General features: G+C 72.2%; 12 protein-coding genes. 9 read left to right on the top strand and 3 right to left on the bottom strand.

Annotated features, from left to right (window positions below):
• Positions 1-348: 348 nt before the first annotated feature.
• Complete coding sequence (locus ABZV34_RS30005; RefSeq protein ID WP_356283427.1) at positions 349-1,080, top strand: hypothetical protein; 732 nt, start codon at positions 349-351, stop codon at positions 1,078-1,080.
• 226 nt (positions 1,081-1,306) lie between these two features.
• On the opposite strand, the gene ABZV34_RS30000 is transcribed toward ABZV34_RS30005, so the two are convergent.
• Positions 1,307-2,572, bottom strand: a complete 1,266-nt coding sequence (locus ABZV34_RS30000) for an FAD-dependent oxidoreductase (protein WP_356283387.1) — start codon at positions 2,570-2,572, stop codon at positions 1,307-1,309.
• Positions 2,569-2,889 carry a bifunctional 3-phenylpropionate/cinnamic acid dioxygenase ferredoxin subunit gene (locus ABZV34_RS29995; RefSeq protein ID WP_356283384.1) on the bottom strand — a complete coding sequence of 107 codons (321 nt, stop codon included), beginning with the start codon at positions 2,887-2,889 and terminating at the stop codon, positions 2,569-2,571. Before ABZV34_RS29995 ends, ABZV34_RS30000 begins: the two co-directional genes overlap by 4 nt.
• 214 nt (positions 2,890-3,103) lie before the next feature.
• Here ABZV34_RS29995 and ABZV34_RS29990 point away from each other — a divergent pair, with 214 nt between their 5' ends.
• The 8 genes from ABZV34_RS29990 (at position 3,104) to ABZV34_RS29955 (ending at position 15,276) form a co-directional block, all read left to right on the top strand.
• Complete coding sequence (locus tag ABZV34_RS29990) at positions 3,104-3,925, top strand: IclR family transcriptional regulator (RefSeq protein WP_356283381.1); 822 nt, start codon at positions 3,104-3,106, stop codon at positions 3,923-3,925.
• 373 nt (positions 3,926-4,298) lie between these two features.
• The gene (locus ABZV34_RS29985) at positions 4,299-5,384 is read left to right on the top strand and encodes an S-(hydroxymethyl)mycothiol dehydrogenase (RefSeq protein WP_356283378.1); all 1,086 of its coding nucleotides are present in this window, start codon (positions 4,299-4,301) and stop codon (positions 5,382-5,384) included.
• Between the two features lie 234 nt (positions 5,385-5,618).
• Positions 5,619-8,072: an FAD-dependent oxidoreductase gene (locus ABZV34_RS29980; protein WP_356283375.1), complete on the top strand. Its 2,454-nt coding sequence runs from the start codon at positions 5,619-5,621 to the stop codon at positions 8,070-8,072.
• Positions 8,073-8,111: 39 nt separating this feature from the next.
• Positions 8,112-9,266, top strand: coding sequence for an N-methyl-L-tryptophan oxidase (solA, locus tag ABZV34_RS29975; RefSeq protein WP_356283372.1), 1,155 nt, complete (start codon positions 8,112-8,114; stop codon positions 9,264-9,266).
• 11 nt (positions 9,267-9,277) lie between these two features.
• Complete coding sequence (locus tag ABZV34_RS29970) at positions 9,278-10,423, top strand: aromatic ring-hydroxylating dioxygenase subunit alpha (protein WP_356283369.1); 1,146 nt, start codon at positions 9,278-9,280, stop codon at positions 10,421-10,423.
• Positions 10,416-11,876, top strand: a complete 1,461-nt coding sequence (locus tag ABZV34_RS29965; RefSeq protein WP_356283366.1) for an aldehyde dehydrogenase family protein — start codon at positions 10,416-10,418, stop codon at positions 11,874-11,876. The genes ABZV34_RS29970 and ABZV34_RS29965 overlap by 8 nt, the downstream gene beginning before the upstream one ends.
• Positions 11,877-12,113: 237 nt before the next feature.
• Positions 12,114-13,676 carry an amino acid permease gene (locus ABZV34_RS29960; protein WP_356283363.1) on the top strand — a complete coding sequence of 521 codons (1,563 nt, stop codon included), beginning with the start codon at positions 12,114-12,116 and terminating at the stop codon, positions 13,674-13,676.
• Positions 13,677-13,725: 49 nt separating this feature from the next.
• Positions 13,726-15,276, top strand: a complete 1,551-nt coding sequence (locus tag ABZV34_RS29955) for a GMC family oxidoreductase N-terminal domain-containing protein (RefSeq protein WP_356283360.1) — start codon at positions 13,726-13,728, stop codon at positions 15,274-15,276.
• 99 nt (positions 15,277-15,375) lie between these two features.
• Here the strand turns inward: ABZV34_RS29955 and ABZV34_RS29950 are convergent.
• On the bottom strand, positions 15,376-18,839 hold a 3,464-nt coding region (locus ABZV34_RS29950; protein ID WP_356283357.1), incomplete at its 5' end, for a hypothetical protein.

Raw genomic sequence — 18,839 nt, 5'->3', positions numbered from 1 at the left:
TGGACTTGGTCAGTTGGCCGGATCTTTTTCCTGGTGGGGAATCTTCGGGGCACTCCGTTCGTCTTTCTGTATGGGAGATGGGGGCGGAATCGGCCACAGGGGCCGCATCCCGCGTCCAGGCGGCGTAAAGCAGCGCAAGCCGGGCAGCCACTGGGGAGCAGGTGCCGTACGGCACCCGTGCGAGAGGTCTGCTGGGCGGTGGGGAGTGACGAGTTGATGGGCACGGCGGAGCGGCACGGGGCGTCCGGGAGCGGTGTTGCGGCACCGGTGGCGGAGCGCGGAACCGCACAGGCACCGGATCGGGACAGTCCGGCGGACGGGCGCGATCGAGTGGACGGGCGGCACGCGGTGGCGGGCGGACCCGGCGAAGCGGGGGGACAGGGAGCTGTCACGGCCGAGCGCGAGCGGGCGAGCGGGCAAGACGCCACGGCTGAGGAGCGGGACCCCGTGATCGGGCGGCAGGCCTCCGCCCGGGACGGAGACGCCCGCACCGGCGTGGGGAGTGGATACGCGCGACGAAGCGGCTCTGCTGCGGCGCCCCGTGAGCACGAGCGCGCGGGCAGACCGGGCGGTGGGTCCGCCGGGTACGGGCATGCGGAGGAGGCGGGAGTGGCCGCCGGTGTACCGGAGGCGGCGAGCCGGCGCGGTGCGGTCGGCCGGGGCGTCGCCGCGCACGAAGAACAGGCGTACTACCGGCCGTTGTGGATCGAGGAGCCGGCGCGGCGTCGGCGGTTGCCCGACCCGGTGCGGACCGCGGCCGTGCGGGCGGTCCTCATCATCTCCGTGACACTGATCCAGGCGGTCACCGCGTTCCTGTCCACGATGGCGGAGTCCTGGCTGGCCTTCCCCATGGTCCTGAGCAGCGTGGCCAGCACGGTCGTGGCGACCTGGGCCGTCCTCGACGTCTGGGTCACACGACAGGTGTGGAACCAACGGAACGGGGTGGTGTCGGAGCCGAGCAGCACCGCCCGGGCCCTGCGGCGCGAGCGCCGTCGGGCGCGACGCCAGGCACGCACGACGAAGCGGGCGCAGGAGCGGATACAGCGGCGGGGCGGCGCCGGGCGGTTGTCGCACCCGTGAGGCCGAGGGCCTGAGGTCGGCATCGTCGGCACCTCTGAGTGCGGCACCCCGAGGTCGGCATCGTCGACGCCTGAGTGCGCCACCCCCTGGCCGGCTGTCCCGGCGCCGGACTCCGGGAGCTCGCGCTCCCGGGGTCGCGTTCGGGACGCCTGTCCGGGCCCAGAGTGTCGGGCCGCCTCGCGCCTGGCGCTCTCCGGGTCGCCCTCAGATCGTCGTCGAGGCGGCGTCAGAGGTTCGCCGCGGCGGCTTCGGCCTGCTCCACCGGGCTCTGATGGGCTGTGAGTTGACGCCTCGCTTTCATGAACGGGCGTGGGCGGTCGACGGAGAGCACGGCGGTGGTCCGGCCCTCGCGTTCGTACAGGGCGAGGAGGCCGTCCTCGCCCGGTGTGCCGTCCTCGATGGTGCCCTCGGCGATCCGGACGGTGTCCGCCTGCCGGCGGCGTCCCGCGAACTGGACACGCGCGCCGTACTGATCGGACCAGAAGTAGGGCAGGGAGCGTACGGTCCCGATGGTGCGTCCGGCGAGCAGGTTGCCCACCGCGACGCGGGGTTGTTCGGTGGCGGACGTCCAGTGCTCGGCCCGGGTGCCACCGACGCGGGCGACGTCGCCGACGGCCACCACCTGGGGCAGCCCGGTGACGCATCCGTCGTCGCACAGGACGCCGTCGTGCAGAGCGAGTGCCGAACCGGCCAGCCAGCCGGTGTTGGGGGTCGCGCCGATACCGACGACCACGACGTCGGCGGGCAGGATCCGGCCGTCGGAGAGCTCCACTGCGGTGACGACGGGACCGGCCGGGCCGTCCTGGGCGCGCTCCGGACCGGTCGCGTCACGCCCCCGGCTCGCGCCGGCTCCGCTGCCCCGCAGCGCGGCGACCCCGGTGCCGGTCACCAGCTCGACGCCGCCGCGTCGGTGCAACGCGGCGCACACGGCGGCCATTTCGGGGCCGAGCGGGAGGACGAGGGGCAACGGGGCGGCCTCGACGACGGTGACGTCGTGACCGAGCCCGGCACAGGAGGAAGCGGTCTCGGCGCCGATGAAGCCGCCGCCGATGACGACGACGCGGCGCGGTCCGTGGATGAGTTCCTCGCGCAGGGAGCGGGCGTCGTCGAGGGTGCGCAGGGTGTGCACACCGGTGAGGCCGTCACCCGGAAGCCGGCGGGCCGAGGCGCCGGTGGCGATGACCACGCCGTCCGTGGAGACGGTACGGCCGTCGTCGAGGAGGACGGTGCGGCCACGGGCGTCGAGGCCGTGGGCACGTACGCCGAGCAGCCACTCGGCGTCGAGTGCGGCTCTCTCCTCGGCGTCGGTCAGGGCGAGTCGGGATTCGTCGGCGCGGCCGGTGAGGAAGTCCTTGGACAGGGGCGGACGGTCGTACGGGGCATGGGTCTCGTCGCCGACGATCACCAGGCGGCCGTCGAAGCCCTGGGCCCGTAGCTCCCGGGCGGCGTACAGACCGGAGAGCGAGGCACCGACGACGGTCACGGTCCTCATGCGGCGGTGCCCTCCTCCACGGCCAGGTGGATGTGGATGATCCCGTCGTCGACGGTGACACGGTGGGTGCGGACGGGGCGCCGTGCCGGAAGACATGTCGGCTGCCCCGTACGGAGATCGAAGGAGGCGGCGTGCAAGGGGCACTCGACCAGACATCCCTCCAGCCAGCCCTCCGAGAGGGAGGCGTCCTGGTGGGTGCAGGTGTCGTCGATGGCGTAGAGCTCGCCGTCGGCGTTGAACACGGCGACGGGCGGGGTGGTGTCGACACGGACGGATGCGCCCGCCGGGAGGTCGGCAAGGCGGCAGACGGGAATCATGGGCCCCCCTCTCGGTCCGGGACTCTCCGTCCGGGACCTCCTGGTCCAGGTGGTCCGGACACCTTTCCGGTTCCGGACACTTCGGTAACATGATGTTTCGCATGGCGCACGAGGGAGCGCTATGCGCAACAGAATCCGTGCGGGGGTCCCGCCACGTCAAGGGCTTCCCGCAGATGCGGCCCAAACAGGGCTGCCTGGTGGTGAGAGTTGAGCTATGACCCGCACGCAGAAGCAGGCTGAGCACTCCGAGGGCTTTCCCGAGAAGCGGAACGGCAGGGGCGCGGGCAGTGCCGTCCAGTCGGTGGACCGCGCCGTGAGCGTGCTGGAGATCCTCGCCCGGCTCGGCGAGGCAGGTGTCACCGAGATCGCCGAGGAGCTGGACGTGCACAAGTCCACCGCCTTCCGACTCCTCGGCGTCCTGGAGAACCGCGGTCTGGTGGCCCAGGCCAAGGACCGCGGGAAGTACTACCTGGGGGCCGCCGTACTGCGCCTGGCGGGAGCGGCGGCGGTACGCCTGGACATCTCGCAGGAGGGCGTCCCGGTCTGCCGCGAACTCGCCGACGAGCTGGGCGAGACGGTCAACATCGCGGTCCTCGACGACGACGCGGCGGTCAACATCATGCAGGCCCGCGGCACCGCCTCGGTCACCGCGCAGAACTGGCTGGGCAGACGTACTCCGTTGCACGCCACCTCCAGCGGCAAGGTGCTGTTCGCGCACATGCCGCCCACGCTGCGCGAAGGCCTGCTCGCGAGGCCGCTGCCGCGCTTCACGGAGCGGACGGTCACGGGCCCCTCCACCCTGCGCGCCGAACTGGAGGCCGTGATCGAGCAGGGCTACGGCATCACCGTCGAGGAGCTGGAACTGGGCCTCGCCGCCGTGGCCGCGCCGGTCCGCGCGCACGACGGCAAGGTGATCGCGGCGATCAGCGTGTCGGGGCCGGTCTACCGGCTGAACGCCGACCGCCTGCCCGAGCTGTCCAAGCGGACGGTCGCGGCGGGGGCCGAGCTGTCCCGGCGCATGGGGTACGGCTTCTGAGAGCGGCCGGGAGGCCGGCGGGAAGCCGCGACGACAACGCACCAACGACGGCGACGAGGGCCGGTTCCGACGCCTCCCCTCAACCGCCTTCCCTCAACCGGACGAGGCCCGCACGCGCGCCCCACGAGGCCCGCACGGGCCCCCGACGGGGCGCGCGCCGCGGCGGAATCGAGCGGGTTGGTCGCCTCACCAGGACGCGGGGCCCGGGACGATCCCGGGCCCCGCCGCCTGGTGTGTGTCCGTCAGGTTTCGGGCACGCCGTTCCTTTTGCCAAGGGTTAACTCCCACCTCTTGACGGCTCGCTGACGGCGTTCTCAATATGTTCCTCATCGCGCAACCCATAGTGCAATGCGCAACAGCAGAGGAGCTTGTCGTGCCACACGAGGTCCGTGCCGTAGTCGCTGTCAGGAAGGGCGCACCGGTGGAGGTGCGGACCGTCGTCGTCCCCGACCCGGGCCCCGGCGAGGTGCTCGTCGACGTCCAGGCCTGCGGGGTCTGCCACACGGATCTGCACTACCGCGAGGGCGCGATCACCGACGACTTCCCCTTCCTCCTCGGCCATGAGGCGGCCGGCACGATCGAGGCGGTCGGGGAGGGCGTCACCGACCTGGTCCCCGGCGACTATGTCGTCCTCGCCTGGCGGGCACCCTGCGGGACCTGTCGCTCCTGTCGCCGTGGCCGCCCCTGGTACTGCTTCGACTCCCGCAACGCCACCCAGCCCATGACCCTCCTCGACGGCACCGTGCTGAGCAACGCCCTCGGTATCGGTGCCTTCGCCGAGAAGACCCTGGTGGCGGCGGGACAGGCGGTGAAGATCGACCCGGCCGCCCGCCCGGAGGCCGCGGGTCTGATCGGCTGCGGTGTGATGGCCGGATACGGCGCCGCGGTCAACACGGGCAACGTGGGCCGCGGAGACACCGTCGCCGTCATCGGATGCGGCGGCGTCGGCAACGCGGCGATCGCCGGCGCCTGTCTCAACGGCGCCATGAAGGTGATCGCCGTGGACATCGACGACAAGAAGCTCGACCAGGCGGAGAAGTTCGGCGCGACCCACACGGTGAACTCGCGCGGCACGGACCCGGTCGAGGCCGTGCGGGCCCTCACCGGCGGCTTCGGAGTCGACATCGCCATCGACGCGGTGGGCCACCCGGAGACGTACAGACAGGCGTTCTACATGCGCGACCACGCCGGTGTGCTCGTCCAGGTCGGCGTCCCCGACCCCGGGATGAGGATCGACCTTCCGCTGATCGACCTGTTCTCGCGCGGCGGCGCGCTGAAGTCGTCCTGGTACGGGGACTGCCTGCCGAGCCGGGACTTCCCGTACCTCATCGACCAGTACCTGTACGGGCTGCTGGACCTCAACGCGTTCGTCTCCGAGACCATCGCGCTCGACCAGGTGGAGGAGGCGTTCGCCAAGATGGGACGGGGTGAGGTGCTGCGCTCGGTGGTGCTCCTGTGACCACCGCGACCGCCGAACGGTCCGACGCCCTCGCTTCGTAGGCCCCGCTCGTGGGCCCAGCCCGCTCCCCCCTCCGAGCCGCTCCCACCTCCCCGCCCGCTCCCGCCTCCCCGCCCGCTCCCCCGTCCTCGCGTCGCCACATCCACGCCGTACCCGGTCCGTGCCCGCTCCAGCAGAGCGCGCGCCCGGCCCGCACCCTCAGCGCGTTCGCTCCCCACCCCGGCAAGGAGGGGCATGTCCAGCACACCCGCACCCCGTCCCCGCGTGGTCGTCATCGGCGCCGGCATCGTCGGCTGCTCCCTCGCCGACGAGCTGACCGCCCGCGGCTGGACCGACGTCACCGTTCTCGAACAGGGGCCGCTGCCCGCCCCGGGCGGCTCCACCTCGCACGCGCCGGGCCTGGTGTTCCAGACCAGCCCGTCCAGGACCCTCACCGCGTTCGCCCGCTACACCGTGGAGAAGTTCACCTCCCTCCAGGTCGACGGCGTCCCCTGTTTCGACCCGGTCGGCGGTCTGGAGCTCGCGACGACGCCCGAGCGCCTCGCCGACCTGCACCGCAGGGCCGGCTACGCCGCCTCCTGGGGCGTCCGCGGTGAGATCGTCAGCGCGGCGCGCTGCGCGGAACTGTGGCCGCTCATCGACCGGTCGGTGGTACTCGGGGGCTTCCACACCCCCGACGACGGCCTGGCCCGCGCGTTGCTCGCGGCCCGTGCCCAGCTCGAACGCGCCACCGCGCGGGGCGCCCGGTTCCTGGACCGCCACACGGTCGTCGGCATCGGACGGGAGGAGGGCAGGGTCACCGCCGTCGTCACCGACCGCGGTACCTTCCTCGCCGACCACGTCGTCTCGGCGGCCGGATTCTGGGGCCCGGTCATCGGACGCATGGCCGGTGTCGACGTACCCCTGCAGCCGCTCGCACACCAGTACGCGAAGACCAAGCGGCTCCCCGAGCTGGCCGACGCCACCGCCGAGGCCTCGAGGCCCATCCTCCGTTTCCAGGACCGCGACCTCTACTTCCGCGAGCACACCGACCGCATCGGCATCGGCAGCTACGCCCACAAGCCGCTGCCCGTCGACCCGTTCGGCGTCCTCCCCTACGACGAGGCGCGCGCGAACGACCTGGCGATGCCGTCCTCGTACCCCTTCACCGAGGAGGACTGGGCGCCGAGCTGGGAGGACTGCCGCCGGCTGCTGCCCGCCCTGCGCGGGACGGAGATCGAGGAGGGCTTCAACGGCGTCTTCTCCTTCACTCCGGACGGCATGCCGGTGCTCGGCGAATCGCGCGCCCTGCGCGGCTTCTGGCTGGCCGAGGCGGTCTGGGTCACCCACTCCGCGGGGGTGGCGAGGGCCGTCGCCGAGTGGATGGTCGACGGTCGTGCCTCCCTCGACCTCCACGAATGCGACCTCACGCGCTTCGAGGACGCGCAGCGCTCACCGTCGTACGTCCGTGAGCGCGGTGCGCGGCAGTTCGTCGAGGTGTACGACGTCCTGCACCCGCTCCAGCCGCTGGAGGAACCCCGTCCCCTGCGCGTCAGCCCGTTCCACGCGCGTCAGCGCGAGCTCGGCGCGTACTTCCTGGAGGGCGGCGGCTGGGAGCGCCCGCACTGGTACGAGACGAACGCCCCCCTGCTGGACGGCCTGGAAGTCCCCGGGCGGGACCCCTGGTCGTCGCGCTTCTGGTCGCCGATCGCGGCGGCCGAGGCGAGGGCGACCCGCGAGAGGGTCGCGCTGTACGACATGACCCCGCTGCGCCGTCTCGAAGTCACCGGCGCCGGTGCCCTCGACTTCCTCCAGCGCATGACCAGCAACAACCTCCGCAAGAAGCCCGGCGCGGTCACGTACACCCTGCTCCTCGACGGGACGGGCGGCATACGTTCGGACCTCACCGTCGCGCGTCTCGCCCCCGACCGCTTCCAGGTGGGCGCCAACTCCCCCGCCGACCTGGACTGGCTGACCCGCCACGCCCCCCGCGACGTGCACATCCGGGACATCACCTCCGGCACCTGCTGCGTCGGCGTCTGGGGTCCGCGCGCCAGGGACCTCGTCCAGCCGCTGACCCGCGACGACTTCTCGCACGAGGGCTTCGGCTACTTCCGCGCGAGGGAGACGTTCCTGGGGCACGTCCCGGTGACGGCGATGCGGCTGTCGTACGTGGGTGAGCTGGGCTGGGAGCTGTACACCACCGCCGATCTGGGACTCAGGCTCTGGGACACCCTGTGGGAGGCGGGGCAGGCGCACGGCGTGGTCGCGGCCGGCCGGTCGGCCTTCAACAGCCTCCGGCTGGAGAAGGGTTACCGCGCCTGGGGCACCGACATGACCGACGAGCACCATCCCTTCGAGGCGGGCGTCGGCTTCGCGGTCCGTATGGACAAGGACGGTTTCGTCGGCCAGGAGGCGCTGCGGGGCCTCGCGGCGGCGGAGCCGGCCCGCAGACTGACCGCGCTGCTCCTGGACGACCCGGCGTCCGTCGTGCTCGGCAAGGAGCCCGTCCACGTCGACGGCGCCCCGGCGGGGTACGTGACCAGCGCCTCGTACGGCTACACGCTGGGCCGTTGTGTCGCCTACGCCTGGCTGCCGGCGCTCCCGGCCGGCACGGGCGTGCACATCGAGTACTTCGGCGAGAAGATCCCGGCCACCGTCGCCGACGAGCCGCTCTTCGACCCGGGGATGACCCGCATCCGCCGCTGAGAAACCCGGACACGCCCCAAACACGCCCAGGAGGTCCCGGTGTCCCCCACCTACGACGTGATCGTGATCGGTCTCGGCGGCATGGGCAGCGCCGCCGCCCACCATCTGTCGGCACGCGGCGCCCGCGTGCTCGGCCTGGAGAGGTTCGGCCCGGTCCACAACCGCGGCTCCAGCCACGGCGGTTCGCGCATCACCCGGCAGTCCTACTTCGAGGACCCGGCATACGTACCCCTGCTGCTGCGCTCCTACGAGCTGTACGAGGAACTGGAGCGGGCGACCGGCCGGGAGATCGCCACCCTCTGCGGCGGTGTGATGATCGGCCGTCCCGACTCGCGGACGGTCTCCGGTTCGCTGCTCTCCGCCGAGCGATGGGACCTGCCCCACGAGATGCTGGACGCCCCGGAGATCCGCCGTCGCTTCCCGACCCTGAACCCCGACGACGACGAGGTCGCGCTGTACGAGGCACGGGCCGGGCTCGTCCGCCCCGAGAACACCGTCGCCGCGCATCTCCAACTCGCCACCCGGCAGGGCGCCGACCTGCACTTCGAGGAACCGATGACGCGCTGGGAGCCCTGCCGGGACGGGGTGCGTGTCCACACCGCCGAGAACACGTACACCGCGGGCCGGCTGGTGATCTGCCCGGGTGCCTGGGCGCCGCGGCTGCTGACCGACCTCGGGGTGCCGTTCACCATCGAGCGGCAGGTCATGTACTGGTTCCAGCCGAAGGGCGGGGTCCGGCCGTTCCTGCCCGGGGAGCATCCCGTCTACATCTGGGAGGACGGCGCCGGAGTCCAGGTGTACGGCTTCCCGTCGATCGACGGGCCGGACCTGGGCGCCAAGGTCGCCTTCTTCCGCAAGGGCGTCGTGACCACGCCGGAGACCATCGACCGGACGGTCCACGAGGACGAGATCCAGGCCATGGCGGCTCACATGTCCCGTTGCATCCCCGACCTGCCCGGCGCCTTCCTCAAGGCCGCCACCTGCATGTACTCCAACACCCCCGACGAGCACTTCGTCATCGCCCGCCATCCGGCGCACCCGGAGACCGTGACCGTGGCCTGCGGGTTCTCCGGGCACGGCTTCAAGTTCGTGCCGGTCGTCGGCGAGATCCTCGCCGACCTCGCGCTGACCGGCACCACCGATCACCCGATCGGATTGTTCGACCCCCGCCGCCTCGCCGCCGCGCCCGCCTGAGGAGTACGCACGTGACGACGATCCCCGTCTCCCGGTCCCCTCTCCCCCCCAGCCTGATCGCCACCCTGCCCGGCCACTACTACACCGACCCGGAGATCTTCCGGCAGGAACAGGAGTCCCTGTTCGAGTCGATGTGGTTCTGTGCCGTCCGCTCCGCGGATCTCACGCGGCCCGGCGCCTTCCGCACCGTGCAGGTCGGCCGGGAGAGCGTCCTGATCACCCGCTCACGCACGGGTGACCTGCGTGCCTTCCTGAACGTCTGCCGGCACCGCGGGGCCCGGCTGTGCACGCAGGAGTCGGGCGAGGTCCGCCGCACTCTCCAGTGCCCGTACCACGCCTGGACCTACGGCCTCGACGGGAAGCTGGTCGCCGCGCCGAACCTGGTGAAGATGCCGGACGTCGACCGCGTCGCGTACGGCCTGATCGGGGTGGCGCTGCGCGAGTGGCTCGGCTACGCCTGGGTGTGCCTGGCCGACGAGCCGCCCTCCTTCGAGGAGACGGTGCTGGGCGCGGCCGTGGAGCGGCTGGGCGACGCGGCCGCGATCGACCACTACGGCACCGAGAAGCTGGCGCTCGGCAGACGCGTCAGGTACGACGTGAGGGCGAACTGGAAACTGATCGTCGAGAACTTCATGGAGTGCTACCACTGCGCCACGATCCACCCCGAGCTCACCGACGTGCTCCCGGAGTTCGCCGAGGGGTACGCCGCCCAGTACTACGTGGGGCACGGCGCCGCGTTCGGTGAGGACGTCCGGGGGTTCACGGTCGACGGCGGCGAGGGCTTCGGCCGGCTGCCGGACCTGGCGGACGACCAGGACCGCCGCTACTACGCGATCACGGTGAAACCGACGGTCTTCGTCAATCTCGTCCCCGACCATGTCATCCTGCACCGCATGTTCCCGCTCGCCGAGGACCGCACGGTCGTCGAGTGCGACTGGCTCTACGCGCCGGAGGTCGTGGAGTCCGGCGCCGACGTGTCCCGGTCGGTCGAGCTCTTCCACCGGGTCAACGAGCAGGATTTCGAGGCCTGCGAGCGAACACAGCCCGCGATGACGTCGCGTGCGTACCGGAACGGTGGTGTCCTGGTGCCCACCGAGCATCACATCGGGATCTTCCACGAGTGGCTGATCCGGCGATTGGGAGGCCCCCGTGCCTGACCTGTTCATCGACGGTACGTGGCGGGGCGCTCTCGACGAGCGCACCCGCGAGATCCGCTGCCCCGCCGACGGCACCCTGGCCGGGGTCGTCGACGAGGCGGGCGGCAAGGACACGGTGGAGGCGATCGCCGCGGCGCGCCGTGCCTTCGACGAGGGTCCGTGGCCCTCGACCCCGGCGGCGGACCGCGGCGACCTGCTGCTGCACGTCGCCGACCTCCTCGTACGGGACAAGGACGCGCTCGCCCGCGCCGAGTCGCTCGACACCGGCAAACGGCTCGTCGAGAGCGAGTACGACATCGACGACATCGCGAACTGCTTCCGGTACTTCGGCCGGGCCGCCTCCGCCGAGACGGGCCGGGTGGTGGACACGGGCACGGCGAGCGTCGACAGCCGGGTCGTGTACGAGCCCGTCGGGGTCTGCGCGCTGATCACGCCCTGGAACTATCCGCTGCTGCAGACGGCCTGGAAGGTCGCTCCGGCGCTCGCGGCGGGCAACACCTTCGTGCTGAAGCCGAGCGAGCTCACCCCGCACACGGCGATCCACCTGATGCGGCTCCTCGAAGAGGCCGGGCTGCCGGCCGGAGCGGCCAACCTCGTGCTGGGGGCGGGGCCCGAGGCGGGCGCGCCGCTCGCCGACCACCCGGACGTGGACCTCGTCTCGTTCACCGGCGGCCTGCACACCGGTCGGCGGCTGATGGCCGCGGCGGCCGGGACGGTGAAAAAGGTCGCCCTGGAGCTCGGCGGCAAGAACCCCAACATCGTCTTCGCCGACGCCGACTTCGAGACCGCGGTCGACATGGCGCTGACCGCGGTCTTCCTGCACTCCGGGCAGGTCTGCTCGGCCGGGGCCCGGCTGCTGGTCGAGGACTCGCTGCACGACCGGTTCGTCGACGAGCTCGTCCGCCGGGCCGAGCTGATCCGGCTCGGCGGACCGTTCGACGAGCAGGCGCAGACCGGGCCGCTGGTCTCCGCCGCGCACCGGGCCAAGGTCGAGGCGTACGTCGAACGGGGCGTCGCCGAGGGCGCGGTGCTGCGCTGCGGCGGCAGGCGCCCCGAGGGGCTCGACGAGGGGTTCTACTACCTGCCCACCGTGCTGGACGAGTGCACGGGCGACATGTCCGTGGTCCAGGACGAGTCCTTCGGCCCGGTGCTGACCGTGGAACGCTTCCGTGACGAGGCGGACGCCGTGCGGCTCGCCAACGACACGATCTACGGCCTGGCGGGCGCCGTGTTCACCACGGACGAGGCCAGGGCGCAGCGGGTGGCGGCCCGGCTGCGGCTCGGCACGGTCTGGATCAACGACTACCACCCCTATGTCCCGCAGGCCGAATGGGGTGGATTCAAGCAGTCCGGTTTCGGGCGCGAGCTCGGACCGGCCGGCCTCGCCGAGTACCGCGAGGCGAAGCACATCTGGCGCAACACCGATCCGTCCCCGCAGGGCTGGTTCGCGTGATCCCCCGGTGATCCCCAGTGATCCCCTGACGGTTGCCTGAGCCACCCCCCGACTACCTCACCCGGCCGCCGCCACCTCCCGGCTCCACCCACCCCCCTTGTCAGCCGATCCCCCTGTCCACCCGCCACCACCCGGCTCCCCCACCCAGCCGGCACCCGATTCCCCCACCCACCCGCTGCCACCCCCCGACTCCACCCGCACGAGCCGCGCCCCTCTCCCCGATCCAGGAGGCCGCTCATGACCACCCGTCCACCGACCACCCACCAGAACGACGACGCCGAACTCTCCGAGTTCGGCTACAAGCCGGAACTGAAGCGCACCCTCGGCAACTTCCACACCTTCGCCGCGGGCATCAGCTACATCTCCATCCTCACCGGCACCTTCCAGCTCTTCTACTTCGGTTACGGCAGCGGCGGTCCCGCCTACTGGTGGTCCTGGCCGATGGTGTTCATAGGCCAGTTCATGGTCGCGCTCTGCTTCGCCGAACTCGCCGCCCGCTACCCGGTGGCCGGTTCCGTCTACAACTGGTCCAAGAAGGTGGGCAACGCGCACATAGGCTGGCTCGCGGGCTGGATGATGCTGCTCGCGTCGATCGTGACGATCGCGGCCGTCGCCCTCGCCTATCAGCTGACGCTCCCGCAGATCTCCTCCGCCTTCCAGTTCGTGGGCGACGGCACGGGAAAGTACGACGTCGCCACCAACGCGGTGCTGCTGGCCGCGGTACTGATCCTGTTCACCACCGTCGTCAACGCCTTCGGCGTGAAACTGATGGCGACCATCAACACGGCGGGCGTCTTCATCGAACTGATCGCCACCGTCGTGCTGATCATCCTGTTCGCGGTGCACATCACCCGTGGCCCCCAGGTGGTGATGGACACCCAGGGCACCGGCCACGGCCAGTCTTTCGGCTACTTCGGCGCCTTCCTGGTGGCCTCGCTGGCGTCCGCCTACGTCATGTACGGGTTCGACACGGCCTCGTCGCTCGGTGAGGAGTGCCTCGACCCCTCGCGGAACGCGCCGCGCGCCATCATCCGCGCCATCGTCGCGTCCTTCGTCCTCGGCGGGCTCGTTCTGCTCCTCGCGCTGATGAGCGTCTCCAGCCTGAGGGGCGAGAAGCTCTCCACGGACGGGCTGCAGTACATCGTCCTCAACGTGCTCGGCCCGACGGCGGGCAAGGCGATGCTGTGGTGCGTACTGATCGCGGTCACGGTGTGCGCGCTGGCCGTGCACACGGCGGCGGTCCGGCTGGCCTTCGCGATGGCCCGTGACAACAACCTGCCCGCCTCCTCGAAGCTGGCCAAGGTCAACGCGCGGTTCCGGACACCGGTACTGCCGACCGTGATCATCGGGCTCCTCGCGCTGGCGATCCTGGTGGTCAACATCCGCCAGCCGCAGATCTTCACCGTGGTCACCAGCATCGGCATCATCATGATCTACCTGGCGTACCTCATGGTCACCGGACCCATGCTGGTCGCCCGACTGCGCGGCACGTGGCAGCCGGCGGGTGACGGCAAGTTCTCGCTGGGGCGCTGGGGGCTGCTCGTCAACATCGTCGCCGTCGTCTGGGGCGCGGCCATGACGGTCAACCTCATCTGGCCGCGTTCCGCGGTCTACAACGCGACCGCCCCGTACCACTGGTATCTGCGCTGGGGCGCCGTCCTGTTCGTGGCCGTCGTCGCCGGCGGCGGCTTCGCCTACTACTGGTTCGTGCAGCGGCACCGCACCGGGGTCCTCGCCGAGCACCAGCTCCGGTCCGACACCTCCGCCGCCTCTCCCCTGATCGCCCCCGCCGCCGAGTGAGGACCGGCGGACACCCGGCCGAAGAGCAACCCGAGGAGGTCAACTCTCCATGACTGTCGATGAATTCGACTATGTAGTGGTCGGCGGCGGTACGGCGGGCAACGTGGTGGCGGCCCGGCTCTCCGAGAATCCCTCCGTCACCGTGTGCGTGCTGGAGGCGGGCCCCAGCGACGTCGGGGACGAGAACGTCCTGAAGCTGGAACGCTGGATGGGACTGCTGGAGTCCGGCTACGACTGGGACTACCCGGTCGAGCCGCAGACCAGCGGCAACAGCTTCATGCGGCACGCCCGCGCCAAGGTGCTCGGGGGCTGCTCCTCGCACAACTCCTGCATCGCGTTCTGGGCCCCGGCGGAGGACCTGGACGACTGGGCCGCGGCGGGCTGTACGGGGTGGAGCGCGGCCGAACTCTTCCCGCTCTACCGGCGGCTGGAGTCCAACGACGCTCCCGGCGACCACCACGGCCGCAACGGCCCGGTGAAACTGCGCACGCTCAAGGGCGAGGACCCCTGCGGCACCGCGCTGCTGGAGGCCTGCGCGCAGGCGGGCATCCCGACCACGGCCTTCAACACCGGCACGACCGTGGTCCGCGGTGCCAACTGGTTCCAGATCAACTCCGACGAGAACAACGTCCGCCAGTCCTCGTCGGTCGCGTATCTGCACCCGGTCATGGGCAAGCGGCCGAACCTCTCGGTACGGACGGGGGTGCGCGCCAAGAAGCTCGTCCTGGAGGGGCGGCGGTGCGTGGGCGCCGAGTACCTGGACCCGGACCTGATCCACACCCGGACGGTACGTGCCCGCCGCGAGGTGGTCGTGTCCTGCGGGTCCATCGACACGCCCAAGCTGCTGATGCTGTCGGGCATCGGGCCCGCGGCGCATCTGCGCGAGGTCGGTGTCGACGTCGTGGTGGACTCGGCGGGTGTCGGCGAGAACCTCCAGGACCATCCCGAGGGCGTCATCATGTGGGAGGCCCGGCAGCCGATGACCACCACGTCCAGCCAGTGGTGGGAGGCCGGCATCTTCTACGACACCGAACCGGGCCTGGACCGGCCGGACCTGATGTACCACTACGGCTCGGTGCCGTTCGACATGAACACCGCGCGGCACGGCTTCCCCACGACCGAGAACGCCTTCTGCCTCACCCCGAACGTCACCCGCGCGAAGTCACGCGGCACCGTGCGGCTGCGCACCCGCGACTACCGGGACAAGCCGAGGGTCGATCCGCGCTACTTCACCCACGAGCACGACGTGCGCGTGATGACGTACGGGCTGAAGCTGGCCCGGGAGATCGCGTCGCAGCCCGCGCTGAACGGCTGGGCGGGGGCCGAACTGGCTCCCGGCCCGGACGTCCGGACCGACGACGAACTGCTCGACTACATCCACAAGACCCACAACACCGTCTACCACCCGTCCTGCACCGTGAAGATGGGCGCGGACGACGACTCCTCGGCCCCGCTCGACGCGCGGCTGCGGGTCAAGGGGGTCGAGGGTCTGCGGGTCGCGGACGGCTCGGTGATGCCGGATCTCATCTCCGTCAATCCCTGCGTCACGACGATGATGATCGGCGAGAAGTGCGCCGACCTGGTGAAGGAGGACGTGTAGGGGCACTCCACAAGGGACGCGGGGCCGTGACGGCATGCGGCCCCGCCGGGTGGGCGCGACCAGCCCCGAGCAGCACTCGGCTCCCCGGGGCCGTCCGTCCTACGGGGCGGTCGGCGCCGGGCGCTTGAACATCCGCGTCGCCGTGATCTCCGTGTGTACGGCCTCCCCGGCGGGGGCCTCACGCGGCAGTCCCGGCCGGAGGTGCTCCTCCACGCTGATGTACTTCAGCCCGGCACGCAGGTCGGCGTCGTTGCGCAGCCGGATGACGAGGGGGAACTCCGCGAGCGCGGTCGTGTCGAACAGGCCCGTGGTGTACAGGAGCTGGACGCCGAGCGCGTCCGAGACGGCCCGCTGCAGCTCCAGCAGGTACGTCGCGTTGGCGCGGCCGATGGGGTTGTCGAGGAAGAGCGTGCCGGCGTGCCGGTGCTTGTCGCGGCCCCGGTCGTTGCTGCGCAGCGCGGCCATCGTGCAGTAGAGCGCGATGGCGGCGGTCAGCAGCTGCCCGCCGGAGAACACGTCACCCATCTGTCCGACGGGAACACGCTCGGCTCGCAGCACGGCGTCCGGCTTCAGGATCTCGACCGCGACGCCCTTGGGCCGGAGCGCGGCGCCGACGCCCCTGAGCAGCAGCGACATGCCGTCGCGGCGCATGTCGGAGTTCTTCTTGAGCGCCGCGCGGGTGGCCTCGTCCACGACCTCACCGAGCCGTTCGGCCAGTGTGGCCTGGTCGGGCTCCTCGAAGCGGATCCGCAGGAACTCCTGTCCTGACCACTCGCCTAGCCCCTCGGGCAGCCGCGACAGCCGCTGGGCGGAGCGCAGTGTGGCGAGGGAGGACTCCACGAGCCCGCGCAGCCGGTCGACGATCGAGTCCCGGTTGCGCTCCAGCTGCTCCAGCTCGTCGGTGAGGACCCGCAGCCGGGGCGCGAAGGCGTCCGCCCACTTCTGGGCGTGCTCGGGCAGCGCGGACGCGGGCAGCTCGCGGATCTGCTGGCGGGCCGGGGTGCGCACCTGCTCGTAGCGCGTGGAGTTGGCGTGCCGTACGAGGATGTCGCCGGCCTCGCGGACGGCGCCCTCGGCGGCGGAGAGGTCGGCGGCGCAGCCGCGCAGGGAGCGACGGGTCTCGGCGGCGGCGTGCCGTGCCTCTTCGAGGCTGCCGGGGTAGGGCTCCTGCTCCTCCCGCTCCTCGTCGGAGTGCTCGCGCAGCAGGTCCCGCAGGAGGGCTGCCGTCTCGTCGAAGCCGCCTGCCGCGTCCTCGGCTGTGCGGTGGGCGCCGAGCAGTTCGGCGTGCGCTGCCCGGGTCTCGTTCAACGCCTCCGCGCGGGAGGCGAGTTCACCGGTGGCCGCGCGCAGCAGGGTCTGGGCGTGCTCGGCGTCGCGCGGGATCAGTTCCTCCGACAGTTCCGTGTGGGCCCCGCCGTCCTCCGGCGCGTGCCGTTCGGCCTCGCCGCGCAGACGCCCGAGCTGCTCGCTCGCGGTCGACATCCGGGTCTCCAGGAGCTGTACGAGTTCCTCGGCACGGGCGGCGGCGGCCTGCCGGGACGGCCCGTCGGACCCGTCCGGAGACTCCAGCAGCTGCGCGGCGCGGGTGCGCACCTTGTTGCTGAGCCGGTCCAGCTCGGCCAGCGCCCCGCTCTCGTCGCTCTCGGCCCGCGCCTGCTCGGCCCGCAGGTCGGCGCCGACGCCGACCTTCTCGTACAACTGCGAGGCGGCTCGGTAGGCCTCGCGCAGGGCGGGCAGCGGCGCCTTCGTGGCGTCCGGCGCGTCCTGCGGCACGTCGTCGGGGGCGCCGGCGATCTCCGCGCGCTCGGCGCGCAGCGCGCGGGCCGTACGACGGGCGTCGTCGGCGGCACGCTGGGTGGCGCGGCGGTCCTCGTCGGCGGCTCGGGCGCGCTCCAGGCAGGCCTGGGCGCGGGCCTCCGACTCCGTTGCCTCGTCGGCGAGTTCGCGCAGTTTCACCTGCCAGCCGGCGCGTTCGCGCAGCCGGAACGCGAGGCCCGCGAGCGCGTCGGCGGCGCGCCGGGCGCGCTGGGCGGTGTCCTGGCGTTCGTCGCGTACGAGGGCGGCCTCGGCGGCGGTCTGGTCCGCCTCGGCCCGCACCGTACGCGCCTCGGCGAGTTCGGCCTCGGCCTCCTCGGCGAAGGCGCGGGCCGCCTGGGCGGCCCCGGCCAGCTCGACGAGCCGGCCGGACGGGCATCCGGTGCGCCAGGACGCGAGCCGCGCCGCCAGCTCCCGGTCCTTGGCGAGCCGGCCGGCCAGGGCGCGGATCTCCTCGTCCCGGCCGGTGGCGCGGGCACGCAGCGTCTGCCGTTCCTCGTCGGCGGCGTGCTCGTCGTGCATGGCCGGGTTCGGGGGGACGAGGAACACCCCGGTGTCTCCCGCGTCGGTGGCGGGGGTCGGGGCCAGCAGCGCGGCGGCGGTGCCGACGGCGACGGCGGAGCGGGGCAGCAGCGCCGCCTCGGCGAGTGCCCCGCGGGCCCGTGCGTGCGTGTCCGGATCGGTGATGATCACGCCGTCGACGAGCTCCGGGCGGGCGGCCAGTACCCGCGCGTGGTCGACCGGGTCGACGGCCTGGGCGAGATAGCGCCAGCCGGGCAGTGCCGGGATGCCGTGCTCGCCGAGGTACTCGACCGTGGCCAGCACGTCCGGGCCGGGCGGCAGCAGCCCGCCGTCGCCGAGGGCGCCGAGGATGCGTGCGTCGTCGGCCGCGGCGGTCCGCAGCTCGAAGAGCTGGCGTTCGGCGGAGGACACGCCGTCGTCGAGGAGCGTGCGGAGTTCGTCGGCGTACTGGTCCAGATCCTCGGGGGTGAGGACGCCCTCGGCCGTGGTCCAGGGGTCGGCGGAGGTGTCGCCGCGGACTCGGCCGTGGCTACCGGAAACGGGGTGCCCGGTGCGCCCTGCCGTGTGGTCGCCCGCGCCCGCCTGCCGGCCGGGGTGGCCGGTCGTCACGCCTGCGGTGTCCGCGCCCGTCCGGGGCAGTGGCACCCCGCCGCGCGCCCTGGCTCCGGCGCCGGGCAGGCCGAGCAGTTCGGCGAGCCGCTCCTCGCCCGCCAGTCCCTCCGCGGTCCGTCGCTCCCCGTCGTACGCGCGGTCGGCCGCCGCCGCCGCGTCCGCCGCGCGGGCGGCCGTCAGCTCCGCGCGGGACTCGGTCGACGCCGCCTCCCTGGCGTGCTCCGTGGCCCGTCGCGAGGCCTCGCGGGCGATGTCCCAGGCCGCGACGGCGGTCTTCTCGGCGTCGCTGGCGGCGAGCGCGGCGCGGGCCGGGTCGGCGTCGGGGGCGGTGTCGTCGAGCCAGCCCGCGCGGACCGCCTCGGCGGTCTCCTGTTCCACCTCGCTGAGCCGCTGGCGCAGGTGTCCGATCTCACTGCGGGCACGCTGGGCCGCGGTGGCCGCGGCGGTGGAGCCGGCGTACGCGGTCTCGCCGACGTCCTGCAGCCCGGCGGAGCGCTCCTCCTCCTCGTTGGCGAGGGAACTGATCAGGGACGCGATCAGCAGCATCGGGAAGTTCGTGGCGAGGCCGGCCGCGACCAGGGCGAGCGTGGTCACCGTGCTGCTGACGGTGACCA

The sequence above is a fragment of the Streptomyces sp. NPDC005195 genome, assembly GCF_040608315.1.
GTDB lineage: Bacteria > Actinomycetota > Actinomycetes > Streptomycetales > Streptomycetaceae > Streptomyces > Streptomyces kaempferi.
This window is presented reverse-complemented; position numbering and strand designations above follow the sequence as displayed.